Below are 25525 nucleotides of genomic sequence, written 5' to 3' on the forward strand. Positions count from 1 at the left end.
AGCGGCCCGAGGAACCCTGTGACCGCTTACCATTCAAAAGCTTGATAAACGTAGCAGCATGCTGGAAAAAACCCTCTTATCCCGGATCCGGATCTGGACCCTGTGCCTCGCTTTTGCGGGCACTTTCTCTGTCAGCGAGGCCGCCATGACCGATCTTCGGTTTGACAAAGACATCAGCAAGCAGCGTATCGAGCAGCACCTGTATCTTCTCACCAAGGAGATCGGCGAGCGCAGTGTCCGCCGCTGGGAAAACCATGCCCAGACCCGGGACGCTCTCGAGGAGATTTTCCAGCGCATCGGCCTGCGGACAACCCTCGAGACCTACGACTACAAGGGCACCCCTGTTGCCAACGTGATTGGCGAAATCAATCCGGGCAAACATTCGACCCAACGCTATCTGGTCGGAGCCCATTACGACTCGGTTGCCGGTACCGTGGGTGCCGATGATAATGCCAGCGGGGTCGCCGTTCTCCTTGAATTGGCCGAAGTTCTTCAGGAAAACCGCAACCTGCTGGATCCGTCCCTGTCCATCCGCCTGGTTGCCTTTGCCCTGGAGGAACCACCGGTGTTTTCCACCTCGTATATGGGCAGCAAGGTCCATGCCAGCGCCATGAAAGCAAACCAGGAACAGTTGACAGGCATGATCTGCTTGGAAATGGTGGGCTACACCTGCCACCGGGAAGGGTGCCAGTCCTACCCCTTCCCTCTGCAGTTTATGAAGTATCCGAAAAAAGGGGATTTTATCGGTATTGTCGGCAACTTTCGCTCGAGAAAATTCACTGCCGCCCTGATGGACGCGTTCAGCAACAACCCGGCGCTGCCGGCAATTACCCTCTCAGTGCCCTTCAATGGCTGGCTCATGCCGGCCATTCGCCTCAGTGATCATGCCCCCTTCTGGGATCAGGGTTTCAAGGCGGTGATGATCACCGACACCGCGTTTTACCGCAACCCCCACTATCATCTCTCCTCGGACACCATGGAGACCCTGGACATCGACTTCATGGCGGAACTGGTCCGCAGCCTGCTGCTCTTTTTCCTCGCCGCGGATAGCCGCTGATCCGTACGCAGCTTTATCGCCCACATGGTGAGCTCCTACGGAAACAACGCAGTAAACAAAACAACACCCCCAACATACCGGCCGCAACCGGAAGCTCATACAACAGAAAACGGTGGCAGAGTGATCAGCAGGCGATCAATGTCCGCGCCGAGGGCAGTTGTCCCGACAGACGGGTGCAGTGCCGGGTGGGCCACCGCCGGTGCAGACAGGACCTGGATGGATGCGGCTATTTCCTGCTCGGCTCCGCCAGGGAAATGTTGAGTTCAAGCACCTCACAATCCCCTTTCCGATCCAAGGATAATTTGATCTGATCTTCGTTGATCTGGATATATTTCCGCACGACCTCAACAATATCTTTCTGCAGTCGCGGCAGAAAATCCGGTGTCGATGCATGCCGCCGCTCATGGGCAACGATAATCTGGAGTCGCTCTTTGGCCAGAGAAGCGGAACTGGGACGCCTCGATCGAAAAAAATCTAGGAATTTCATACCATCAGTTTCCAAATATGCGGGATATAAAGCTTCTTTTGGGAGCTTCCATAAAGCGAAGAGGCCGATCCTTGCCCAAAAACCGATCCACCATGTCAAGGTAGGCCTCCCCCGCATCGCACTCGGCGGTCAGGGTCACCGGAACTCCCGAGTTGGAGGCGGCAAGAACCGCTTTGGACTCAGGCACCACGCCAAGAAAAGGAATGGCCAGGATCTCCCGCACATCATCGGCACTGAGCATATCGCCCCGATCGACCCGGATCGGATCGTAGCGGGTCACCACCAGGTACTCCTTGACCGGCTCCATATCCTGGACAGCTCTGCGGGTTTTGCTGGCCAGCATACCGATAATCCGATCCGAATCACGCACCGAGGAAATCTCGGGGTTGGTGACCACCAGTGCTTCATCGGCATAATACATGGCGGTGATCGCACCCTTTTCGATGCCGGCGGGGGAGTCACAGATGATAAATTCAAAATTCTGCTGCAGGGAGGCTATAACCTCCCCGACCCCTTCCAGGGTCAAGGCCTCCTTGTCGCGGGTCTGGGAGGCGGGCAGAATGAACAGGTTGCCAACCCGTTTATCCTTGATCAAGGCCTGATTGAGCGAACCTTCCCCGTGGATGACATTGAGCAGATCGTACACCACCCTACGTTCGCAGCCCATGATCAGATCAAGGTTGCGCAAACCGACATCAAAATCAATAACAACCGTTTTATACCCGCGCAGCGCCAGTCCCGCTGCAAAAGCAGCACTGGTGGTCGTCTTGCCCACTCCACCTTTGCCGGATGTCACTACTACCACTTTTCCCAACTTCGGTTCCTCCTTTTGGTGGAATCTATCCTCATTCATCGAGTACGGCTCCTCAGGGATTGTTCAGGTCTTGCAGTCGTTCCCCTGCGACCCGGTGAACGGTCACGATTATTCAAGCTCCCCCTCTCCATGCAGGCCCAGACTGCCTGCCGGGGAACAGGTACAGGACGAGTACCTTGAAAAAAGGTTTGATTATACCATGGGCGGGATTATCCCGCACTGCAGTATTCCTGAATCCGTGACGGCTGGACGCTTTTTTTGAATATATACTGCTGTAATCATTTTATAATTGCAGCGGAATCCTTGATAATAACCATTCACCAACACCTCATTTACGGAGGAACGCTCACGGGTCCAGGTTCACGCATAGGGGGTAAAGGTCCCTATGGCTTTGAAGCGCAGGCCATTTTCCTCGAGGGAAATTATCACGCTCTGATTGAGAAATCGTTTATCCAGCATTTCGTTGACCACATATTCCCCCGCAACGGCAACGAGTTCGGGGTTGCACTGCAGACTGAAAATTCGCGCGCTGGTATTCCCGCCGGTGCCTGCCAGGGCCCGGCCGCGCAGGGTGCCATAGACATGAATATTGCCGGCGGCAAGAACCTCCGCCCCGGCGTTGACCGAAGAGAGAATGACCAGATCTCCGTGGGGCGCCACGATCTGCTGACCGGAGCGAATGGGATGGGTGATCACCCGGGTTGCGACGACGGGAGCTTCCTGGTCCGCCGCCGTTTCAACCGCTGGAGAGATTCCGGGTCCCGGCGGGGGCGATGGTGCTGGTGGCGCTTCTTCCTTTTGTGGTGGCTTTTTTGGTGACTTTTGTGGCGGCTCCTGCTCGACGGGCTTCTTTTCTTCCGGTATGGCGACGGCTTTCTCCGCCCTTGCCGCGGGCAGCACGCCCAGCCCTGCCTGATGGGCCCGCATCTCGATGTCGGCTTCATCCCCGCGGACCCCGACGGGAACCAGCCCCAGCCCGCGGATTGTGTAAGCAAGGGAGAGGATATCTACCGCGGCCTGCCGCTCTTCGTCAAGCCCCTTGAGGTCGATGATGACCGGCGCATTTTTAAAAAAGGCCCGGGCCTGGTTTATTTTTTTGCGCAGCTGCGAGGAGAGCAGGTCCGGGTCGACCTCTCTGACATGCAACACCATGACTGTGAGCACACTGCCTTTCAGCTCAAAAGCGGAATGCTCAGAGGAAGTATTGTCTGTTTTCATGGAACGATCCTTGTTCGGCAGAATTCAAGGCCATATCATATACAAACTCAGACCGCAAATCTCAACCATTACTCTGCGCTCCGCAAGTCCTGGTGATGCAATCATCCTGGATCCGCCCCGAAGGACGTCTGGTGAAAATCATGGGAGAGTGGCAGGTACAGCGGGGAGCAAGCATTTGCCCGCGGATGGTGGACGGGGAGCAATCCTTTATAGAAACCCACCATGAGCGATCACAGACCAACCCCGTGGGCGAAAGCAGATTCCCTTGTTGTGCTGGCTCTATCGCCCCGGGGTGGGTTCCTGCGGGGGAGTGCGGAGGACGACAAAACTCGCCGAGACGCAAGATTGTTACTGCATCATTTTTTTGATTTCTTCGATGCTTGGCACTTTACCAACACTTTTCACTGCACCATCGATGACCAGACCGGGGGTCATCATCACGCCATAGCCCATGATCAGATTGACGTCGGATACTTTTTCCAGCTCATACTTCACCCCGAGTTCATCGGCGGCGGCTTTTGCGGTTTCCGCCAGTTTGTTGCACTTGGCGCATCCGGGTCCGAGAATTTCAATTTTCATTGTTTGCTCCTTGTGTTTTCAGGGTGCCGTGGAACTGTCCCTTAAACCGATGTCAACCGGAAGGAAAGCTCCTGGCGGAAGTTAAAAAAATGTTCCGTAGAAATAGCCGCTGAAGGTGGCCATGACAACCACCAGGACGATAAAGGTGGCGGTTTTGCGGATGCCGAGCACACTGTTGATCACCAGCATATTGGGCAGGCTCAGAGCCGGGCCGGCCAGCAGCAGGGCCAGGGCCGGGCCCTTGCCCATACCGTTGCCGATAAGGCCTTGGAGGATCGGCACCTCGGTCAGGGTGGCAAAATACATCAAGGCGCCGGCAAATGAAGCGAAAAAATTGGCCTGGAGCGAATTGCCGCCCACAGCCCAGACCACCCACTCGGAAGGGATCAACCCCTCCTGACCGACCCGGCCGAGCAGGGCACCGGCGATAAAGACGCCAAAAAGCAGCAAGGGCAGGATTTGCTTGGCAAATCCCCAGGAGGTGGTAAACCAGTCCCCCAATTCCCCTTTATCCGTGCTGATAAAAATGGAAAGGCCGATAAAACCGGCGGTAAAGGCAACTACCGGATGCTCCGGGAGCAGCAGGGCCAGGATGGCGACCACAGCGGCAATGGCGGCGATTTGCCAGGCCCGCATCTGAAACCAGCGCACCAGCATCAGGCCGAGAGCCGCGGCAAAAGCCGCGGTCAGAAACCATTTCGCATCGTAGACAGCGGCCCAGATCCCGCTTGTCTCTTGCGGCTGTCCCCAGTTGGCAAAAACCAGAATACCGATCATGGCGGCAAAATACAGGCTATTCTGCCCCAGCGTCCGTTTCGCTTCCTCCTCGGGCATGGCCATCTGCAGGGCTTGCTGTTGTTGCTCTTCGCCACGGAAAATAAAAGCCATGGCCAGACCGATGACAACACTGAAGAAAATGGCGCCCACGGCCCTGGCAATGCCCATCTCCAGGCCCAGCACCCTGGCGGTGAGCACAATGGCCAACACATTGATGGCCGGCCCGGAATAGAGAAAAGCGCAGGCCGGACCAAGCCCGGCACCCATGCGGTAAATACCGGCGAACATGGGCAGGATGGTGCAGGAGCAGACGGCGAGAATCGTCCCGGAAACCGAAGCCACCCCATAGGCGAGAATTTTATTGGCTCTGGCCCCGAGGTATCGCATCACCGCATTCTGGCTGACAAAGACACCGATGGCGCCGGCAATGAAAAAGGCGGGGATCAGGCAGAGAAGAACATGCTCCCGGGCATACCAGCGGACCAGGTGAAAAGCCTCGAGCATGGCGTTGTCAAAACGGTCATACCCCACCGGCAGATAAAAACAGGCCAGAAACACGCCTGCAATCAGTGCCAGATATTGCCACTCATTTTTCCAGCTCATACCACAACCCAACCTGGTTATTTGGCAAAATAACCATATATTTTTCAACAAAAAAACCTACGCCAGCAGCGCTACCCGCTCCCTGACGCTCGTTTCGATCACCGCCTCGACACATGGCAGATATTTGATGATGCAAGGAACTTTAAGGCGATAATAGACCTGTTTCCCCCGTTTTTCATCCTCGACCACCCCGGCCTGTTTGAGCACGGCCAGATGTTTGGATATGGTGGAAAAATCGGCGTCAATAAATTCGGCCAGCTCGCAGACGCACTTTTCCCCATCAGCCAGCTGCTCGGCCATCCACAAGCGGGTCGGATGCCCCAGGGCTTTAAGCACATTGGCCTTGGCCTCGATCAGGGCTTTTTCCCTGCTGTTCGGTGGTTGCCTTTTCATGTGTCATTTGGTAAAACAACCATTCTTTAAAGTCAAGGGGAATTATCATGTTCCCGGGTCTGTGAGCGTCGGTTCCCGCATCAGCCTGGTTGCTCGTGGCCGTTCGATTAAAGTACACTTTATCGGACGGTTACGGGCAATGAAGATGGCGAGAGGTCGGAGGCCCCGAAGGGTGGTGGGTCAAGGCATATTGTAAAAAATGCCGCCGAACCGAGAATCTGAGTACAGCAAAATATATTCACAACAAGAATCCAGCCGTTACGGATTCAGATACAATACCATGGCTTCACAATTACAATACCCGCGAAAAAAAAGAGCGCTGTCTTTCCGCCTGGGTCAGTTGCTGACCCTGTTGGCAGTTCTGATGATTACGGTCGAAATCGGCATGCTGCTGCTGGGCGGCAAAGGCCTGTGCGCAAGCGAAGGGTGCCTGGTGGTCGATCAACTGACCACTGTTTCTCCCCTGCTGTTCAATCTCGTTGGCCTGTTCTTTTTTCTCCTCCTTCTACCGGGCTGGCGTTATGCCGGCAGTCAAAGCGATATCCGGGCGCAACTGTTCCGGCTGCTGCTCCTCGGCGGCCTGGCCGCCGAGGGAGTGCTCATCGGTTTTCAGCTGTTGGTTGTCGACACTTTCTGCCTCTATTGCCTCATTGTTTTCACCTTTATTCTGCTGCTGAACCTGCTGGCCGGGATCAGGCAGCTGCTGGCCGGTCTCTTTGTGTTCGCAACCGTGCTCCTGACTATGTTCAGCCTTGAATTCAGCCAGACCGTCGACGGATCACAAACCGTTGACAACGGTGTTTTTGCCAGCAGACCAAGCCCGACGGCGACCACCACGGCGCATTTTTTCTTTTCCTCCACCTGTCCCCATTGCAAGACCGTCCTCGATGCCATGGTCGACGACCCCGGCCTGACCATCCACTTCAATCCGACCGACTCGATATCCTCCCTCGAGGTGGCCGGCGTGACCCTGAATCCGGACTATTCCGCCGCCGCCAACAGGGCGTTTCTCCGCTCCGTGGGCATCGAGGAAATTCCGGTTCTTCTGATCCATACGGATACCGGCGGATATCTGCTCATCAGGGGCGAACAAGCTATTCTCCAGCACCTGGCCAGTCTGCGCGTTGCACAACACGAAACCGTATTCCCGGCGATTGGCACCTCCTCCTTCACCTCCGACACCGACCCCCTGATTCCCCCGGCGGCTCCGATTGATGGCGCCTGTTCGATAGCCACCGATTGCGACGAGGATCCTTTACTGCCCTGGATTGAACCAAGGCCATGAAAAACATAAACAGGAGTCATTATGTACCAAGTCGAAAAAGATGCCATCAGGATAGCGGTTCGGGAGCGATACACCCAGGCCGTGGAAAACAGCTGCCGGGGCCCCGGTTGCTGCAGTGCTCCGGAGGCGGACCGTTCTCTGGAGATGGGCTATTCTCCCGATGAAATGCGGGCGGCGCCAGAGGGAGCGAACCTTGGCCTGGGATGCGGCAACCCGCGGGCCATTGCCTCTCTGAGAACGGGGGAGGTGGTGGTTGATCTTGGCAGCGGCGCCGGTTTCGATTGTTTTCTGGCCGCGGGCCAGGTCGGACCGGAAGGCCATGTCATCGGGGTGGACATGACCCCGGCCATGATCACCAAAGCCCGCGCCAATGCCCAGCAGCATGGGTACACCAGCGTGGAGTTTCGTCTTGGTGAGATCGAAAACCTGCCGGTGGCCGACTCGACTGCTGATGTGCTGCTCTCCAACTGTGTTATCAATCTTTCCCCGGACAAACCCAGGGTTTTTGCCGAGGCTTTCCGCGTACTCAAACCCGGTGGTCGGCTGGCGATCTCCGATATTGTCGCCCGTGCCGAAATGCCCGCCCATCTCAAAGCCGACATGACCCTCTATACCTGTTGCGTTGCCGGGGCGTCATTGATCGGTGACCTGCGGGCCATACTGGAGGCCGTCGGTTTCACCCGGATCGAAATCACACCCCAGGAAGAAAGCGCCGCATTCATCCGTACCTTGGCCCCGACGGAGGTCGCCATCACCGACTATATTGTTTCCGCCACCATCACAGCGGTCAAGCCGCTCGGCTGAACCTTCCGGATGACCAGGCATCGGGGGGCGTGCGAACGGACGCTCACGGATCCAGGACAATGATATTGTCGCCTTTCCTCTTCCGCTGTTGCATCTCTTGTTTTATAACGACAGACTTGTTAGGATTCGTCGGGAATCGGTTCCTGAATCCGTGATCCTGAATCCGTGACGGCTGGACTCTTGTTTCGGTTATATCTTGTTGTAATCATTTTATAATTGCAGAGAAACCCTTGACAATACCTTTCACCAGCCGCCCTTCGGGGCATCCGTCCGCACGCCATCTTCATTGCCCGTAACCGTCCGATAAAGTACACTTTAATCGAACGGTCACGAACAACGAAGCTGACGCACGGACGAACGCTCACGGATTCAGGGAGATGGCTGACCGCTCACGGATATGACCCGCGTTCACCCTTTTTGCCCCACAATCCATTACACCGGTCCTGCCTTGCACGACCGGTTCCTTTTCATGAACCTCTTTGCAGGAGGAGTTGCGATGCGTGAAGTAGTTCTCGTTGGTGCCTGCCGGACAGCAGTCGGCAGATTCGGCGGCACCCTCAAAGATGTCCCAGCCGTGGAACTCGGCGCCCTGGTCATTAAAGAAGCCCTTTCCCGGGCCGGTGTCCAGCCGGAAATGGTCGATGAAGGCATTTTCGGTTGCGTGCTCTCCGGTGCCCTGGGCCAGAATCCGGCTCGACAGGCCATGCTTGCCGCCGGCATTCCCCAGGAAGTGCCGTCAATCACCATCAACAAGGTCTGTGGCAGCGGCCTCAAGTCCGTTATCCTCGCCGCCCAGGCGATCAAGGCCGGAGATGCCGACATCATCGTTGCCGGCGGCTTTGAAAACATGAGCGCCACCGCCTACGCCCTGCCCCAGGCCCGCTTCGGCTACCGGATGAATGCGCCCGCCAACGGTATGGTCGACATGATGATCCATGACGGCCTGTTCTGCGCCATGAACAAGTGCCACATGGGCAAGACCGCGGAAAATATCTGCGAACGTTGGAATCTCAACCGGGAAGAACTGGATGCCTTTGCGGTGGCCTCGCAGAACAAGGCGGAAGAAGCCATTGCCGCCGGGCGCTTCAAGGATGAAATCGTTCCCGTAATGATTCCGCAAAGGAAGGGCGAGCCGATCTGTTTTGACACCGACGAACACCTGACCCCGGGCTCAACCGTGGAAAAACTGGCAAAACTTCGGCCCGCCTTCAAGAAGGACGGCATGGTGACCGCGGCTAACGCCTCCGGCATCAATGACGGCGCTGGCGCGGTTGTGGTCATGTCCGCGGATAAGGCCAGGGAACTGGGGATCACCCCCATGGCCAGACTGACGGGTTATGCCTCCGCCGGTGTCGATCCGCTCATCATGGGTATCGGTCCTTCCGCGGCCACGCCCAAGGCTTTGACTAAAGCCGGCAAAACCCTGGAGGAGATCGAGCTGATCGAGGCCAACGAGGCATTTGCCTCGCAGAGTATCGCGGTTGCCAGGGATACAGGGTTTGACATGGCCAAGGTCAATGTCAACGGCGGCGCCATTGCCCTGGGCCATCCCATCGGTGCTTCCGGAACGCGTATTCTCGTGACCCTTTTGCATGAAATGGGCAAACGTGATGCCCGCAGCGGCTTGGCAACGCTCTGTATCGGGGGCGGCATGGGCATTGCCGCGGTTGTAGAACGCTGAAAGCAGCAACCCCTCTCCCGAAAACTCCATCGAAAAATCTATCGCCAGGCGGTGCAGACGGCACAGACGGCACCGCCTGGCGATCGGCACCGGCATGATTGTTCTCAGGGATCAAGATAGCGGCCGATGGCTGCATTTTTCCCGACCACGGCATGTGGTTGTTGCCCACAGGACCGAGGAGGTCGCGGCCTGTCTGGAGGAAATCGATCTGCTGGTGAGAAACCGGGGCTGGGCCGCCGCCGGTTTTCTCGCCTATGAGGCGGCCCCGGCCCTTGATCCGGCCCTGGAGGTGTTCAGTGATCAGGACCACTTCCCGTTGCTCTGGTTCGGCCTTTATCCCCCGCCTGAGCCCGTGGACCTTGAAAAGTCAGGCATGCCGCTGCCCGAGCTGGCCTGGACGGCCACGGTCAGCAAGGAGCAATACACCGGGGCCATCGCCCGCATTCAGGCCCTGATCGCCGCCGGGGACACCTATCAGGTCAACTACACCTACCGCCTGCACGCCCCGTACAAGGAAATCGGCGCAACGTGGCCGCTGTTCACCCAACTGGCCCGGGATCATGCCCCCGCCTACGGCGGCTATCTGGAAATCCCTGACTGGACTATTCTTTCCCTGTCGCCGGAGCTTTTTTTCCGCCTGCACGGTGAGCGGATAGAATCCATCCCCATGAAGGGCACCATTGGCCGGGCCCCGATAACGGCCGACGACCGCGAACAGGGGCAACATCTGCGCGACAGCGGCAAGGATCGGGCGGAAAATGTGATGATCGTCGATATGGTCCGCAATGACCTCAGCCGTATCGCCGAGCCGGGCTCGGTGCGGGTCAGGGAGCTGTTTGCGGTGGAACGCCACCCCACCCTCTGGCAGATGGTGTCGCCGGTGCAGGCCCGCACCCACACCCACACCTCTTTCCAGGAGATCTGCACCGCCCTTTTCCCCGCCGCTTCGATCACCGGGGCCCCCAAAGCCCGGACCATGGCCATTATCAGCGAGCTGGAAGCCGGGCCACGGCGCATCTACACCGGTGCCATCGGCTTTTTCCTCCCCGACCGGCGGGCGCAGTTCAATGTCGCCATCCGCACCCTGCTGCTGGACCACCGCGGCGGGAGGTTCGAATACGGCGTGGGCGGCGGCATCACTGCTGATTCCACCGCGGAGGGTGAATGGGAGGAAACTCGATTGAAAAGCCTGGTCTGCCGCACCCGGCCGCCGCAATTTTCCCTCCTCGAGACCCTGCTGTGGACTCCGCAACAGGGATACCTGTTTTTAGCCGAACATGTGCGCCGGATGCAGGCCTCAGCGGAATACTTCAGCCGTCCCTTTGATCCGGATCTGCTGCGGGCACGACTGACGACTGAGGCCAGGGAATTTGCCCGGGTGCCGCAGCGGGTCCGGGTCCTGCTGGACCGGGACGGTGGCCTGGAGATCGAGGCAACCCCGAGCACACCCCACGACCACGGGCGACCTGTCCGGCTCGTGCCGGCACCCTGCCCCATTGACGACACCGATGTCTTCCTCTATCACAAAACCACCCGGCGGGAGGTGTATGAACGAATGCGCGCTGCCCTGCCCCCGGAGGCGGATGATGTGCTCCTGTATAACCGCCGGGGGGAAATCACCGAGACCACCATCGCCAACATCGTGGTCACCATCGACGGCCGGGACTATACCCCGCCGGTCCATTGCGGTCTGCTGGCGGGGACGCATCGCCAGCACCTGCTCGATGGCGGCCGCCTGGAAGAACGGGTGCTGACCCTGGAGGATCTCAGCGGTGCCGAGAGATTTGCCCTCATCAATTCGGTCCGCGGCCGGTATCCGGCAGTGCTGCTGGCCGGCAGGCTCTCCGTCCGCCCAGCGTAAAAGCACCGGAACTGACGGCACGGGGTTGCGGGCATCGCAACAGGTATGATGGATGGGTTAGGTGGTGACGCCGTGGTCCTGTTCAGGTTTTACTGTCATCCTTGCCATGTTTGGCGCCAATCTTCGCGCACACCTTCTGGGTGATCTTCTCGTCAAACAGATTCCACTTCCGCTCCTGATAATCGCCCCCTTCCCCACCCGCAAGGAAACCCATGGGGACGTGAAAGCCGCCGGCTGACATTTTCCCGCCACCAAAATAGTGCCCACTGGCATCCTTGCCGAACACTTCCTTGATGAACTGATCAGGATCGATGGTGATCCGGTTGGTGCGCATGGAACCGACAATCGCTTCCTCCCAATTTTCGCCGGTGACGATGCCAAAGACAATGGCGGTGTGGACATTTTCCTCGGTGAGCAGGAAGTCGGCAGCCTGGGGGATCGCATCACGGTCATCGGCGCGCAGATAGCCGACGCCGGATAAGGAAAAACTCTCAATAATCTTGCGGCTGCCAAGGGCCTTGTGGATCACCTTCATGGTTTGCTTGGATCTGGCCTGATTCATTATCTGGGCCAGGATATCGGCATCCCGGTAGCGGGAGAGAAAGGCAGCCGCCTGGAAATCCTCATCCCGGGCATAGACAAAGCCGTTGGTATCGGTGATGATGCCATGGGTCAGCGCGGTGGCCATCAGGGTATGAGTCTTATCGCTTGGTTTCATTTCAATGATACCATTTTGCAGATACTGCGCATAAATGGAGGAGGTCGAGCCGATTTTGGGACGGATATCCTTGAAGAGTGGTTCAAGTCGACCCTGCGGTTCATGATGGTCGATGACAATGAGCGACGGCACCTTGCTTTTTTCCAGGTCATCAATGATTGTCCCGACGGTGGTCCCCTGGTTGTCGAGGAAAACAGCCCCGGCGAATTGGGTTAAATCCAGGGATGTATCATATTGCATCAGTTCAATGCCCAACAATTTCACCAGGGCGATATTCTGCTGATGACTGATGCGGCCGCCATGGACCAGGGTGGTTTGAATTTCAAAGGCCCGACTGATGATCTGATGGGCAAAACCACAGGCAATGGCATCCGGATCCGGAAAATCCTGGAGCACGACAACATGTTTTTCGCCTCGGCGTGAGGCCAGTTGCTCTGCCAGGTCCAGCCGAGCTGGCTGTTGAACCTGTTGCGTTTGTTGAACCTGTGCTTCACTGTCCGCGGGAACTTCTTTTATCGTCTCGTCCATATGCCCCCCTCCGAGCAATAAGGGATGTCCCCCTTCACCAGCAGTCCAAACAAGCAAAAACCGAAGACCCTCCGAGGTCACACCATCCATCTGCCGGTGAGTACAGGAGTCGCTGTTGAAGTGGTATAGAATGCTCTTTCTTTCCTGAATCCCTGACGGCTGGATTCTGGGTGGGTTTTATTTTACTGTACTCAGGGTATAATTACAGCGAAATCTTTGCTGACACCTGAATCCGTCAACGAAAATTCACGGATCCAGGCAGTCAGGACTCCCGCGGTCTCTGTTCCGATGACGGGTTGATGAGCGGGTAGGCCTGTTCCGGGCCGATGACATTTTCATCCTGGGCAAAAAGCGGTGGCGACTGCAGATAGGCCATGACCAGGGCAGCCACCGCCCGCAGGGATTGAATATGCAGCCGTTCATAGCCATGGGAGGCATCGAGCCCGAAGCAGATCAACGCGGTGCGGATATCATTGCCTGCTTCCAGGGCCGCGGCCGAATCACTGCGGTAAAAGAGAAAAACATCCCGGCTGAATTCAATTTCGTGCTGCATGCAGAGATTGATCAGGTGCCGGGTCAGGTGCATGTCAAAAGGCCCGCTTGAATCTTTCATCGCCAGGGTGACCCCGGTTTCTATGGTGTTCTGATCAGGGGCAATGGTTCCGTTGTCCACGGAAACCATCTCGGCCACGTCCCCGTGGAGGATATGGGAGGCCCCCACACCCACTTCCTCGGAAATGGTGAAGAGCAGATAACAGTCCAGCGGGAGCGCCTCGTCCTGTTCCTTGAGGGCTTTGGCCGCGGCGAGAATTGCCGCCACCCCGGCCTTGTCATCCAGATGGCGGGCATTGATATGGCCGCTGGCACTGGACTCATAACCGGGATCGATGGAGACATAATCGCCGACCCGCAGTCCCAGATCCCAGAGGACATCCAGGGAAGAACAGATCTCATCCAGACGGATCTCCAGGTTGGACCAGGCCGCCGGCTGGGCGTCCACCTCTTCGTTATAGCGGTGCCCCGAAGCCTTGAGGGGCAGGATGGCGCCCCGGAACCGGCGGCTGTCGGAATGCACGGTGACCCGGGCCCCTTCGGCAAAGCGGGCGGACCAGGTGCCGATGGGGACCAGGCTCAGACGGCCATTTTTTTTCAGCCCCTTGACCATGGCACCCAGGGTGTCCAGGTGGGCGACAACCGCCCGGCGGGGATGTTCCCGTTGTCCCTTGATTCGGGCCCGGATAGCGCCGCGCCGGGTCAGTTCATAGGGGATGGCCAGCTGTTCCAACTCGGAGCAGACGGCGCGGACGACATCGTCGGTCATGCCGGAAGGACTGGGGATATGGAGCAGTCGTTCGAGAATCTGCTCCATATAGGCGGAGTCGATGCGGTTCAGCATTCAAACGATCTCCGCCAGATATCTGGTCTGCGGAAAGAGCAGGTCGATGAACCGTTCCGCGGTGGGCTGTGGCTCGTGGTTGGCCAGCCCGGGCCGTTCGTTGGCCTCGATGATCACATACTCGGGCCGACCGATGTCCGGAGCAAGAAAATCAAAGCCCACCACGGGAATACGCAGGGCCACCGCCGCGGCCTCCGCCGCCTGATTGAGATCCGGGTGCACATCGGCGGTGACATCATGAATGGTGCCGCCGGTATGGAGGTTGGCGGTTTTCCGCACCCGCAGCCCCCGGCCCGCCGGCAGGCGATCATCAAGAGCGAAGCCTTGCCGTTCGATGGTGCGGACGGTTTCCTCATCTACAGGGATAACGCTTTCCCCGTGGGTGGCTGCTGCCCGGCGCCGGCTCTGCCGTTCGATCAACTCGCGCACCGTCATGGTGCCGTTGCCCCGGATGCACGCCGGTTTGCGTACCGCCGCAGCCACCACCTTGTAATCGATGACAATGATGCGCAGATCCTCGCCCTGGACAAATTCCTCGAGAATCACCTTTTCACAGAATGTCGAGGCCTTGTCCACCGCTGCCAGCACCTCGTCGATCTGGTCGAGATCAACAAAGACGCCTGCCCCCTGCTCGCCGCGGGCCGGCTTGACCACCACCCGCTGATGGCGGTCGAGAAAGGCGTTGACCTGTTCGTTGGATTGGGCCACCGCCTGGGCTGGGACCCGCATGCCGGCCTGTTCCAGGATTTTCCTGGTCACCACCTTGTCGTCGCAGCGGCTCATGGCGATGGCGGTGGTCAGTTCGCAGAGCGACTCCCGGCAGGCAATGCTTCTCCCGCCCAGGGACAGTTCAAAGTAGCCGTGTTCGGCATCGAGCACCTCGACCCCGATGCCCCGACGCCTGGCTTCACCGGTTATGATCCTGGCATAAATATTGAGTTCCTCTTCCGGGTCCGGACCGATGAACAGTGCTTCGTTGATGAGGTTCTTCTTTTTGATCGAGTACACCGGGACCTGCTCGAAACCAAGCTTGTCATAGAGCGCGATGGCTTCCTTGTTGGTGTGCATCACCGAAAGATCCAGGAAACTGCGCCCTTTTTCCATGAAATACATGATCAGTTCGCGGACCAGGGCCTCACCGATACCGGGAATCTGACTTTGCTGATCCACGGCCAGGGCCCACAGACTCGACCCGTTATCCGGATCGCGGAAGGCCTGGTGATGGTCCACGCCGGTGACCGCGCCGACAATGGCCCCGGAATCGGGATCCAGCGCCACCAGCACGATCAGCGCGGGATCCTCCAGGGTTTTGGTATAGAAGCCGTCATAGCAGGGCACCATGCCCCGGGCCAGATAAATCCGGTTTAAAGCCGCCGCATCGTCGCCGGCCCCCAGGGGCCGGACAAGCGGTCCGCCGGGTACGCCTGGCGGCAACCGGTAATTCTGGAAATCGAGCCGATAAGCCAGGGAGGGATCGAGAAAAAGTTCCTGCGGAGCGTAGGAGATCACCACATGGGGATCGCGCATGTAGATGGCGATATCCCGTCGGCCGCGCTGTTCACGGCGAATCATTCGTGCCAACTGCTCGGGGCTGGTAAAGGTCTGACCAAAAATCAACCGGCCCCAACCGCAGTCGACGCTCACTTCTTTTTCCATCCGGGTTGAGGTGTTTTTAAAGAGCGGCTTGCCCCAATGCTTGAGGGAAGCCATGCAGGAGGGGTCCATGGGGTTGCCGCAATCACCTGTGTCGTTGCTCGTCATGTCGAATCCTCAGATATTGTGGGTCTGCAGCCACATTTCCAGAAGCGCCACCTGCCAGAGCTTGGAACCGCGCAACGGGGTGATGTGCGCATCCGGTTCCTCGAGCAGCAGGTCGACATAGTCCTTGTTGAATAAATTTCGCTGGCGGGCAGTCTCATTGGTCAAGGTTGCACGGACAAACTCAAGATACGGTCCCTGGATATATTTGAGGGCCGGAACCGGAAAATATCCCTTGGGCCGGTCAATCACCGCGTGGGGGATGACCTGCCGGCCGGCCTCCTTGAGAATCCACTTGCCCCCTTCCCTGATCTTCAACTCCGCCGGGATACGCCCGGCCAGTTCCACCAGCTCATGGTCAAGAAAGGGCACCCGGGCCTCCAGACCCCAGGCCATGGTCATATTGTCCACCCGTTTGACCGGATCGTCGGCCAGCATGATGGTGGTGTCCAGGCGCAGGGCCTTGTCAATGGCCAGCGGTGCGCCGGGATGCTCGAAACAGGCGGCCACGAACTCGCGGCTGTAATCCGCGCCGAAAAAGTCGGGATGCACCACCCGGCTGTACTCCTCCTGATCGCGGTCAAAAAAGACCCGGCAGTAATCGGCCACCGGATCGGTACTCTCGGCCAGAGGCGGATACCAGTGATACCCGGCAAACACCTCGTCCGCCCCCTGACCGCTCTGCACCACCTTGACATGCTTGCTGACCTCCTGGGAGAGGAGGAAAAAGCCGACATTATCATAACTGACCATGGGCTCGGACATGGCGGCAAAGGTCTGGGGCAGGGTCTCGATCAAGCGGGCCGAGGGGACAAAAATTTTATGGTGCCGGGTCCCGTAGTGCTCGGCAATGAGGTCCGAGTACTGAAACTCATCCCCTTTCTCGCCGCCGGCCTCTTCAAAGCCGACGGAAAAGGTGTTGAGGCCCCGCTGCCCTTCCTCGGCCAGCAGACCGACCAGCAGACTGGAATCCAGCCCACCCGAGAGCAGCACCCCCACCGGTACATCGGCAACCATGCGCCGACGCACCGCTGTTTTCAGGGTCCCCAGGACCTGATCCCGCCAGACCTCCGCGGGGATCGCCCGGTCCTCCTCATTCTGTTCCACCGCCATCCGCCAATAGATATGGTCCTGGAAAGAACCACCAGCCTCATAGATGCGCATGGTGGCCGGCGGCAATTTGCGAATCCCCCGGAGCATGGTATGGGGTGGCGGCACCACGGCATGCCAGTGCAGGTAGTGGTGCAGGGCCACGGGGTCGATGCTGGTATCCACATCACCCGTGGCCAGAAGCGCCGGCAGGCTGGAGGCAAAGCGCAGCCCATCGGGTTTTTCGCAGAGATAAAGCGGCTTGATGCCGAGCCGATCCCGGGCCAGGATGAGCCGGCCGCTGTCGCGTTCAAAGAGGGCAAAGGCAAACATGCCATTGAAGCGCTGGACGCAATCCGGCCCCCAGGCGTGCCAGGCCTTGAGGATGACCTCGGTATCACCGTGGGAAAAAAACCGGTATCCCATCCCCTTGAGCATGGCCCGTAATTCAGGATAATTATAGATGCAGCCATTAAAGACAATGGCCAGACCCAGTTCGGAATCGATCATGGGCTGTTGCGCCCGCTCACTGAGGTCAATGATTTTCAGGCGTCGATGCCCCAGGGCAACGGGCCCCTGCATATAACTCCCCACCGCATCGGGACCTCGAGGAATCATTTGTGCCATCATTTTCTGGACAACGGTCAGGGACGCGGGAACTCTCTTAAAAGAAATATCACCACATATACCACACATGTGTCTGGGCCCTCCGGTATTGAAATCAACGAGAACAGGATCAGGATCCACCTGCATGCAGACGAGGCGCCGTGTTGATGGGGGATAAACGGCCAAGCGCGCCGGCGAATGGAACCAAGGCATGGGAGGTACTCTTCCGCGGGGTCCATTGGCCAGCGCAACAAAGAGTCAGGGAAGAGAGCCGTTTCTGAACAGGAACTGCGTCAACAATCGCAGCTGCTGCCGGTCGTGCCGACGCGACGGTCTGTTTTGACGGGTTGGCAGGATGAAGACGATCATGTCAGGGGGCGTCGGCTGACCAACCTGCCTTGACCAGGTGATCCGCCGGGAAGGCAGGCAATGTTGCGACAGCAAGACAGCTGCGGCTGTGTCGGCAGCAGTATGTCAACGGATATGATCAGTTCACTGCATTTTATATGCAATTTTAAATATTCATGCATTAAATATATATGAATTAAATGTATATATAACATATTGATGGGATTTGTCAATATTACGCTTGAAACGGACAAAAAATGACCATCTTTATTTCAAATGCGGCAAGGGCTTGTGCTGATCCAGGACGGTTGACGTGTTAAAATAGTGGTGCTGCTTGGCGGGTGAGCTATTCGCAAAGCATTTTCTCGGGTACGATGAGGACGACGAAAGTGACTTGTTCCGCGTGGGCAAACGATACGACCGTTTGCCCACCCTACGGAGCATCGGTGTTGATTGCTGTTTGGTCAATAATATCGTGGGCTTTGTAGGGTGGGTAGGCGTCTGTTTGCCTGCCCACGCCGATAAATTCTACGACCTTTTGCCCAACCAACCACGGCATCGGTGTCGATTGACGAGTTCGGCAAGGATGGGCACGGCAGTTTCGTGCCCACGCAGATTTTCATACACCAAAGAGGATCGAATGTATGGCACGATATCGCCGCTCCAGCATCGCCGGAGGGACGTATTTTTTTACCGTGGTCACCTATCGTCGTCGATTCCTGTTTGACCACGCAAAGAGCAGACAAATTTTACGGGAAATTGTTCAGGAGGTGCGGGCAAAGCACCCATTCACCATTGATGCCTGGGTTATGCTCCCCGACCACATGCATTGCCTCTGGACATTGCCCGAAGATTGTGCCGATTTTTCCCTGCGCTGGAACCTGATCAAGGCCGGTTTTTCCAGACGGGCCAAATCATTTTTTCATGTCGATGTCTGGATGAATGCATCAAAACGGAAGCATAGAGAATCGACCATATGGCAACGACGATTCTGGGAACACAGGATCAGAAATGAGAGGGAATTCCGAATATATGTAGATTACACCCATTACAACCCCGTCAAGCATGGGTGGGTTGACAAGGTTGTGGATTGGCCTTTTTCAACATTTCACCGGTATGCGAAGGCCGGTATGTATCCCCAAGGGTGGGGTGACCATGCGATGGATATTGACCTTCCTGGAGTAAGGACATGAGGATTTTGTGACACCGGCAAACAGCCGCGTGGGCAGACGATACGGCCGTTTGTCCACCCGGTTGACAGAAGAGATTGATGTGCAGAAAACATAGGTGCTGGTTGTCGGGGGAGCGATTCCCGAATTAGTTTATTCGAGTAAGACAACGACAACAACAGCAACAACGTAAGGCACCGCGTGGGCACGATACTGCTGTGCCCACCCTACCGCTCTAATCGCGTATAAACAAAGGGTTAACAGATAATGTGCACTGGAGATGATGGTTATGAAGCCAATGAGCATCGATGGCAGTTATGGTGAGGGGGGCGGGCAACTTACCCGTCTGACGCTGGCATTAGCCGCCCTCACCGGCAGATCCGTCCATCTCTCGCGCATCCGGGCAGGGAGGGCCCGGCCCGGGCTGCGGGCACAGCATCTTGCCGCGGCACGGGCGGTGGCAGCCCTGTGCGGGGGTGAACTGCAAGGCGACAGGGTTGACAGTTGCGAACTGTATTTTCGCCCCGGCCGGATTGCGGCCGGGGATTTCCGGTTCGAAGTGGGAACGGCGGGCAGCATCACCCTGGTTCTCCAGGCGGTCCTGCCGGTGGCCCTGCGGGCCGGTAAACCTTGCCGGCTCACCATCACCGGCGGCACCGATGTGCCCATGGCACCACCCCTGGATTATCTCCGCCTGGTGTTTCTGCCCTTGCTGGAGCAGATGGGCGTCAAGGTCGAGATCGAATGTATCCGCCGCGGGTATTATCCACGGGGCGGCGGCGAGGTACGGTTTGGTCTTGATCACTGCCCAGACCTTAAGCCGCTGCAGCGTTTCGAAGCAGGCACCCTGCACACCATTGCAGGAACGGCCCACGTCGCCCACCTGCCCGGTCATATTGCCGAACGAATGGCCCAGGCGGCCCGGGAAACGTTGGCTGAAAATCAGCCGATGCAAATTGCTGCCCATGTCCTGGACGGTACCCTGGCTTCCGGCCCGGGCGGTGCGATCGTTCTGGCCGCCCGGACAACCACCAGCATCCTGGGTGCGGCCGCGGTGGCTCGGAAAGGGGTTCCCGCTGAGCAAATCGGCAGCGAGGCCGGTCACGCCCTGTGGATGGAACTGGACTGCGGGGCAGCGGTGGATGTGCATGCCGCGGACCAGTTACTCATCTATCTGGCTATGGCAAAGGGCCGATCACAACTCTTCGTGCGCGGGGTGAGTCAACACGCTCAGACAGCGATGTGGATTATCGAGAAATTTCTGCCGGTCCGGTTCACGGTGCAACCGTGGCAGGGGCTGTATCGGATTGATGTTGCCCAGATCGATGGGTAAACAGCAGGTAAAGATGACAGAGAGGACGAAGGATAATAATACCGCGGCGAGGTATGTCTAGTTGCCGGACCGATATGCACACTATCCAACCTTGACAATATGTATTGAATATGCATAAATTAACACATGGATATTGAATTTGACCCTGGAAAATCGAGGGAAAACTTACGAAAACATCGTGTCAATCTTGCTGACGCTGAACAAGTGCTCCATGATCCGATGGCATTGACAATCGAAGATCCGGAAAGCAAAGGGGGAGCAACGCTTCATAACTTTGGGGATGGACGCAACAGGGATCCTTCTCATGGTTGTGTATACTTTTCGGGGAGAAAATATTCGTCTTATCTCGGCGCGTAAGGCAAGTAAGGCAGAAATGGAGATGTATTATGCGTAAAGAATATGATTTCAGTCAAGCAAAGCGGGGATCGGTTCTGCCTGCATCTGGAAAAACTCGAATCACCATCATGCTTGATGATGATATCCTGGAGTTCTTCCGAGCCAAAGCAGCCACAGCCGGGGCCGGTTATCAAACGCTGATCAACAGTGCTCTACGGGAAGCTGTCGTCAAAGAGAACAAGAGTACACAGGGAGAACCGTTGACTGTGGAAACGTTGCGTCAGATATTACGCGAAGAATTACATTCGATTTAACAACACTTGGGAACAGATTGCGGTTCCTGTTCAGTAAATCAGGTCAATGGGGCAAGCTCCTGACAGTCAGGACGGTTTTTTGGGACTGAGCGCCTTGCCCAAGGCTTAAGAAAAGACCTGGGGGCAGAGTTGAACAATCAGACCTCCCAGGTCTTAAGGTGTGCAGCCATTACTCGTGCATTTTGAACTGTGCCAGGTCCTCCTCGGTCAACTCATGGGATCGCTTCAGGGTCCAGTGGCCGACCCATTGCTTGAACACAGCCAGATTTTCCTGACGTTCTTCATCGGTTGCGCCCAGGTACATGAACATGTTGCCCGGGGAGCCGTCCTGGGTATTGGTGCCGTCATCGAGGCGCCGCATCAACGCGCCGGCATCATCACCGCTCACGAATTCCTTGACCATCTCTAAGGTGGTCATGCGCGGCCCCTGGGAAAGGGCCTCATACTTTTCTTTGTCGGCATCAAATGCTTCCAGCAGCGGAGCATGCTCCCCGTGACAGGCAAAACAGTGCTGTTCCATCAAAGGTCTGATATCATTCTGGAATGTGACTCCTCCTCCATGGGAAGCGGCATAGGCCAGGGAGACACCAAAACAGAGCGCACCTAGTGCCAATAAAGTTTTTTTCATCGAATGACCTCCTTTGTTTGATTACTTAAAATACGTCCGCAACAGCAGCAAGAACCTGAATCCGTGGCGGCTGGACTCATATTTTTAATACATCTTACTGTAATAATGTTATAATTGTAACGGGACCCTTGGCGATAACTTTAACCAGCCGCCCTTCGGGACATCCGTTTGCGCGCCATCTTCATTGCCCGTAACCGTCCGATAAAGTCTACTTTAATCGAACGGTCACGAACAATAAAGCTGACGCACGGACGAAAGCTCACGGATCCAGGAAGAAATTTTGCCCGTGTCGAGACGCTTGCACCGCATCAGTTGATGGTCAGATGGTCACATCCGCCCGGGCCATTTCAATGGCCGGGACTTCTATACCCTCAATACCGAGGCCGTTGGCGACTTCCTGGCTCATGTTGCGATAAAGGAAACGAACGCTCACCTGGACCTCACCGTCACCGGGGGCGGCAGGAATGTGAAAGACCTGCTCGTCATATCCTTGCGCCGGGATACGGCGATCATAGGCAATCTCTTCCGCCAGCCAACTCTTTGGGGTCAGGTTCCCCTCGGCATCCCTGAAAATTATCTGATACAGCACCGCCTCAGGATCGACATGATTGCCCTCCACTATGTGACCGGATCGATAGAGAACGTCCCCTGCGGCATTGACCGCAATGACCTCCAGCCACATCTTGCGGATATAGGTCACGCCGGTGGGTATTTTATGCCCGGCACCGACATTTTTTATCCGGGCGAGCAGCTCGATGCCGTTTTCCGAGCGGGTGACCTCGGTTTCCAGTTCAGCCGCCGCTTTCAGCATCTGCCTGGCAAGCTCGGCTCCCTTGTCGTTGCCGGCACGCTCATGAAAGAAGACGCTGCCTCCTGAGAAGGAATGGGTGGCAACATGCTCCCTTGTCCTTCCCATCGGGCTCGATTTCCCTGGATTTTTTTCCACCCCGGGTCCAGGGGTCATATGGCAGTCCTGGCAGCGGATGCCCTGGGCCGCATACGGGCCCTGCTGCCAATCGTTGAAGGTATCGATGACAAATGTTCCCGAGGTCGGGTGGACAACGTTGTGACAGGCACCGCAAAAAGCCGCGCTGGTATGGATCTCCGAATACTGTACCTCGTGGTATGGAGAACGACCGTCTCCCCTGGGGCCTCTTTTTACTTTTCCGGGATCGGAGACCGTCCGCACATTGACCGTCTCCACCACCTCGTGCACCGTGTGGCAGTAGTCACAGGAGACACCCTGCAAAGATGTATCGTCCATCAGGCTTCCGTCCGGCGGTGGCAGCTGTCCGGTCCGCACGCCGGTGGGGGTATGACACTCTCCGCAGAAAATATCGGTAAAGCCCCCTGTTTCCTTACTGGCCTGCAGATAATCCGGATGATAAAATTCATTGGCCCAGGCAAAACGATGCATGCTTTGCGACCAGGCGGTATAAATATCCCGGTGGCAGCCGATACAGTTGCGGGGATTCTCAAAGGCCCCGGCTTCAAATCGATTGACTTCCGCCAGATCAATCTTCTTAGCCGTGTTGTTGGCGGTATCGCCGGTACTGTGGCCGACATCACCGGTGAGCAGGTTCATGAGCAAAGCAGCACCCAGGATGACACAGAGCATCAACATCCCATGAAAAGGCACACACCTGAAAATCGTGCTGGTGTTCTCAGACGGTTTGTTCATCATAAAGATTCTCCTTGCCCTGAAATAAACTTGATCGAGTACCACAAATCCATGGCCCTAGCTGCAAACTGTCCCCCTTTTCAATGTGCCTGGTCTTGACTTCAATCGAATCTGAACCTAAAACAAATCTCCCGACAAAGCAATACCTATTCCTAACAACTTCCCTTATCTAGGATCACATAAAATTTTTCAACCAAACAGAGGCAAGGAAAAAACTGCTCGTCAGTGCTGCATATACAAACACGAAGCAATAAAAAGAAAAGAGGAAGAAAAGATGAAAAAAAAGATCGAGGTGGTCTGCCTTGTTCTACGGGACCAGAGCGGGTACATATTGGCCACCCAGCGCCCCCTGGGGAAACGGCTGGCACTGCACTGGGAATTTCCGGGCGGCAAGGTGGAGGAAATCGAGGATCCGGAAGAAGCCCTGCGCCGGGAAATCAGCGAGGAGCTTTCCCTGCGCATCGGCACCCTGGTCAGGCTGCCGGATGTCGAACATACCTACGATTTCGGAGCGATCCGCATGATCCCTTTTCTGCACCAGTGCGCAACACGACCAGCCCTGACCCTGCTGGAACATACCGCTGCCCTCTGGATCCATCCAAGCGCCTGGACAGAGCTGACCTGGGCTCCGGCGGATATTCCTGTTCTCCAGTATCTTCTGGCCGCTGAATTCAGCAAAACGACCTGATCATCTGGAGTCGACGCACGGAAGCTCGCGGATCCAGGCGAGAGCTATGCCTTGACAATGGAATCAACCATATAAATTATCATGATATGGTTGGATTATAAAATCTGCAAGGATACAGAGGGGTAAAAGGTGACATCCACCGTAAAGATCGTCATGGCAAAGTTGGCGTAGTAATGCTCCTGAAAATAGGCGACTATGATTTCAGCCAATTCCTGATCGCAGATGACCTCCACGCGGATGCTGCTGTTTGGCTCCCAGCTGGAATTCCGAAGCCCCCGAGACCCTTTACCGCGGACGTCGGATATCGTATAGCCCGTAGCCCCAAGTCGTTCGATGTCGCGTATGAGTGTTTTTTCCAACGCGGCTTCGGTGAAAATAGTCAAAAGTTTGCATGTACGGAATGTCATCTTATCCTCCCAGCAGGTTATGCGCATAGACGGCCAGCATATGGCAGATTGGTATGCCGAAAAGAACGTTGAAAGGGAATGTTACCCCCAACGAAGCAGACAGGGAAAGGGTGGGATTGGCTTCGGGGACCGAGATCCGCATCGCTGCCGGAACGGCGATATAGGAAGCGCTGGCCGCAAGAATAGCCAAAATGGTGGTACCCCCTACCGATAACCCAAGCAGACAACCCAGCAATGTACCCACCAGTCCCGAATACAGCGGCATGATCACGCCAAAACCAAGTATAAACAAACCATGCCTCCGCAGGCTACCAAATTGAGAGGCTGTTAACAGTCCCATTTCAAGAAGAAATAATGCCAGCACTCCCTGGAAAAGATCGAAAAAAAACGGTTCAATTGAAACCAAGCCCTCGGGACCGGCAAGCCACCCAATCAACAGGCCGCCAAGCAGGAGGACGACCCCTTTTCCTAATAAAACTTCGTGGGCGACATCTCCCCACTGGGTTTGCCGGTCAATGCCGCGGGCAAGAATGATACCGATGAGGATGGCGGGCACTTCCAGCACCACCAGCAGCAGCGGCATATGCGGTTCAAACCCGATGTGACGGCTCCCCAGATATGCTATCGCCACGGCATACGTGCCGACACTCACAGAACCGTAGTGGGCAGCTATCGACGCGGCATCGGCCCGTTTGAATTTGCCGAGGTGACGTAAAGCAGGGTAGGCCGTCAAGGGGAGGACGATACCCATAGCGATCACGGCCAGTATCTGCGGCAGCAAGTCGACGAACGGTTGCTTGGCCAGTTCGACCCCCCCCTTGAGCCCGATAGCCAGCAAAAGGACAATACTGAGAAAATCATAAAGAGCGGCTGGCAAACGCAACTCCGAGCGCAGCAACCCAGCCGCCAATCCGAATAAGAAAAACAGTATGATTACGTCCATTTAAATCTCTCCATCGGGTGTCTT

At 56.7% G+C, this 25525-nt stretch carries 24 protein-coding genes and 1 pseudogene; 11 read left to right on the plus strand and 14 right to left on the minus strand.

Features of this window, described 5'->3' with window-relative positions; translation table 11 throughout:
• Positions 1–58: 58 nt before the first annotated feature.
• On the plus strand, positions 59–1057 hold the full coding sequence (locus JWG43_RS00850) for a M28 family peptidase (protein WP_240193286.1): 999 nt from the start codon (positions 59–61) through the stop codon (positions 1055–1057).
• 226 nt (positions 1058–1283) lie between these two features.
• Here the strand turns inward: JWG43_RS00850 and minE are convergent, their stop codons facing one another.
• The 6 genes from minE to JWG43_RS00880 all read right to left on the minus strand — a co-directional run bounded on the left by minE (position 1284) and on the right by JWG43_RS00880 (position 5928).
• Positions 1284–1544, minus strand: a complete 261-nt coding sequence (minE, locus tag JWG43_RS00855) for a cell division topological specificity factor MinE (protein WP_205240910.1) — start codon at positions 1542–1544, stop codon at positions 1284–1286.
• 4 nt (positions 1545–1548) lie between these two features.
• Positions 1549–2358, minus strand: a complete 810-nt coding sequence (gene minD / locus JWG43_RS00860; RefSeq protein ID WP_205240956.1) for a septum site-determining protein MinD — start codon at positions 2356–2358, stop codon at positions 1549–1551.
• A gap of 360 nt (positions 2359–2718) precedes the next feature.
• Positions 2719–3576 (minus strand): septum site-determining protein MinC, encoded by an 858-nt coding sequence (gene minC / locus JWG43_RS00865; protein WP_205240911.1) that lies wholly within the window; start codon positions 3574–3576, stop codon positions 2719–2721.
• 348 nt (positions 3577–3924) lie between these two features.
• Positions 3925–4155 (minus strand): thioredoxin family protein, encoded by a 231-nt coding sequence (locus tag JWG43_RS00870; RefSeq protein ID WP_205240912.1) that lies wholly within the window; start codon positions 4153–4155, stop codon positions 3925–3927.
• Positions 4156–4236: 81 nt separating this feature from the next.
• The gene (locus JWG43_RS00875; RefSeq protein WP_205240913.1) at positions 4237–5535 is read right to left on the minus strand and encodes a permease; all 1299 of its coding nucleotides are present in this window, start codon (positions 5533–5535) and stop codon (positions 4237–4239) included.
• Positions 5536–5592: 57 nt separating this feature from the next.
• A complete protein-coding gene (locus JWG43_RS00880) occupies positions 5593–5928 on the minus strand; it encodes an ArsR/SmtB family transcription factor (protein WP_205240914.1) in 336 nt (111 codons plus the stop codon).
• Between the two features lie 280 nt (positions 5929–6208).
• Between JWG43_RS00880 and JWG43_RS00885 the strand changes: the two genes are divergently transcribed.
• The 4 genes from JWG43_RS00885 (at position 6209) to pabB (ending at position 11559) form a co-directional block, all read left to right on the plus strand.
• Positions 6209–7213, plus strand: a complete 1005-nt coding sequence (locus tag JWG43_RS00885) for a hypothetical protein (RefSeq protein ID WP_205240915.1) — start codon at positions 6209–6211, stop codon at positions 7211–7213.
• Positions 7214–7234: 21 nt separating this feature from the next.
• Positions 7235–8017 carry an arsenite methyltransferase gene (locus tag JWG43_RS00890; protein WP_205240916.1) on the plus strand — a complete coding sequence of 261 codons (783 nt, stop codon included), beginning with the start codon at positions 7235–7237 and terminating at the stop codon, positions 8015–8017.
• Positions 8018–8513: 496 nt separating this feature from the next.
• Positions 8514–9698: an acetyl-CoA C-acetyltransferase gene (locus JWG43_RS00895; protein WP_205240917.1), complete on the plus strand. Its 1185-nt coding sequence runs from the start codon at positions 8514–8516 to the stop codon at positions 9696–9698.
• A gap of 94 nt (positions 9699–9792) precedes the next feature.
• Positions 9793–11559 (plus strand): aminodeoxychorismate synthase component I, encoded by a 1767-nt coding sequence (gene pabB / locus JWG43_RS00900; protein WP_205240918.1) that lies wholly within the window; start codon positions 9793–9795, stop codon positions 11557–11559.
• Positions 11560–11641: 82 nt separating this feature from the next.
• Here the strand turns inward: pabB and JWG43_RS00905 are convergent, their stop codons facing one another.
• From JWG43_RS00905 to JWG43_RS00920, 4 genes are all read right to left on the minus strand, one after another.
• Positions 11642–12805 (minus strand): DHH family phosphoesterase, encoded by a 1164-nt coding sequence (locus JWG43_RS00905; protein ID WP_205240919.1) that lies wholly within the window; start codon positions 12803–12805, stop codon positions 11642–11644.
• 262 nt (positions 12806–13067) lie between these two features.
• On the minus strand, positions 13068–14201 hold the full coding sequence (locus tag JWG43_RS00910; RefSeq protein ID WP_205240920.1) for an osmoprotectant NAGGN system M42 family peptidase: 1134 nt from the start codon (positions 14199–14201) through the stop codon (positions 13068–13070).
• Entirely contained in the window at positions 14202–15962 is a 1761-nt protein-coding gene (gene ngg / locus JWG43_RS00915) for an N-acetylglutaminylglutamine synthetase (RefSeq protein ID WP_240193288.1), read from the minus strand.
• A 9-nt stretch (positions 15963–15971) separates the two neighbouring features.
• The gene (locus tag JWG43_RS00920; protein WP_205240921.1) at positions 15972–17744 is read right to left on the minus strand and encodes an N-acetylglutaminylglutamine amidotransferase; all 1773 of its coding nucleotides are present in this window, start codon (positions 17742–17744) and stop codon (positions 15972–15974) included.
• Positions 17745–18646: 902 nt separating this feature from the next.
• Between JWG43_RS00920 and JWG43_RS00925 the strand changes: the two genes are divergently transcribed.
• The 5 genes and pseudogenes from JWG43_RS00925 to JWG43_RS00940 all read left to right on the plus strand — a co-directional run bounded on the left by JWG43_RS00925 (position 18647) and on the right by JWG43_RS00940 (position 21154).
• Positions 18647–19195 (plus strand): REP-associated tyrosine transposase, encoded by a 549-nt coding sequence (locus tag JWG43_RS00925; protein ID WP_205240922.1) that lies wholly within the window; start codon positions 18647–18649, stop codon positions 19193–19195.
• A gap of 265 nt (positions 19196–19460) precedes the next feature.
• Entirely contained in the window at positions 19461–20504 is a 1044-nt protein-coding gene (rtcA, locus tag JWG43_RS00930) for an RNA 3'-terminal phosphate cyclase (RefSeq protein ID WP_205240923.1), read from the plus strand.
• A 126-nt stretch (positions 20505–20630) separates the two neighbouring features.
• Positions 20631–20699, plus strand: a pseudogene (locus JWG43_RS20135) (BrnT family toxin); the annotation flags it as partial.
• 109 nt (positions 20700–20808) lie between these two features.
• Positions 20809–20898 (plus strand): BrnT family toxin, encoded by a 90-nt coding sequence (locus JWG43_RS20140; protein WP_371925133.1) that lies wholly within the window; start codon positions 20809–20811, stop codon positions 20896–20898.
• Positions 20891–21154, plus strand: a complete 264-nt coding sequence (locus tag JWG43_RS00940; protein ID WP_205240925.1) for a BrnA antitoxin family protein — start codon at positions 20891–20893, stop codon at positions 21152–21154. Before JWG43_RS20140 ends, JWG43_RS00940 begins: the two co-directional genes overlap by 8 nt.
• Positions 21155–21323: 169 nt before the next feature.
• Here JWG43_RS00940 and JWG43_RS00945 read toward each other — a convergent pair whose 3' ends face one another.
• Entirely contained in the window at positions 21324–21782 is a 459-nt protein-coding gene (locus JWG43_RS00945; protein ID WP_205240926.1) for a hypothetical protein, read from the minus strand.
• Positions 21783–22101: 319 nt separating this feature from the next.
• Positions 22102–23466: a multiheme c-type cytochrome gene (locus tag JWG43_RS00950; RefSeq protein ID WP_205240927.1), complete on the minus strand. Its 1365-nt coding sequence runs from the start codon at positions 23464–23466 to the stop codon at positions 22102–22104.
• 271 nt (positions 23467–23737) lie between these two features.
• Between JWG43_RS00950 and JWG43_RS00955 the strand changes: the two genes are divergently transcribed.
• Positions 23738–24151 (plus strand): (deoxy)nucleoside triphosphate pyrophosphohydrolase, encoded by a 414-nt coding sequence (locus JWG43_RS00955; RefSeq protein ID WP_205240928.1) that lies wholly within the window; start codon positions 23738–23740, stop codon positions 24149–24151.
• Between the two features lie 95 nt (positions 24152–24246).
• On the opposite strand, the gene JWG43_RS00960 is transcribed toward JWG43_RS00955, so the two are convergent.
• Both JWG43_RS00960 and JWG43_RS00965 read right to left on the minus strand, forming a co-directional pair.
• Positions 24247–24558, minus strand: coding sequence for a P-II family nitrogen regulator (locus JWG43_RS00960; protein ID WP_205240929.1), 312 nt, complete (start codon positions 24556–24558; stop codon positions 24247–24249).
• Between the two features lies 1 nt (position 24559).
• Positions 24560–25501 carry a sodium-dependent bicarbonate transport family permease gene (locus tag JWG43_RS00965; protein WP_205240930.1) on the minus strand — a complete coding sequence of 314 codons (942 nt, stop codon included), beginning with the start codon at positions 25499–25501 and terminating at the stop codon, positions 24560–24562.
• Between the last annotated feature and the right edge of the window lie 24 nt (positions 25502–25525).

Source organism: Desulfobulbus alkaliphilus (assembly GCF_016918545.1).
GTDB classification, from domain to species: domain Bacteria; phylum Desulfobacterota; class Desulfobulbia; order Desulfobulbales; family Desulfobulbaceae; genus Desulfobulbus; species Desulfobulbus alkaliphilus.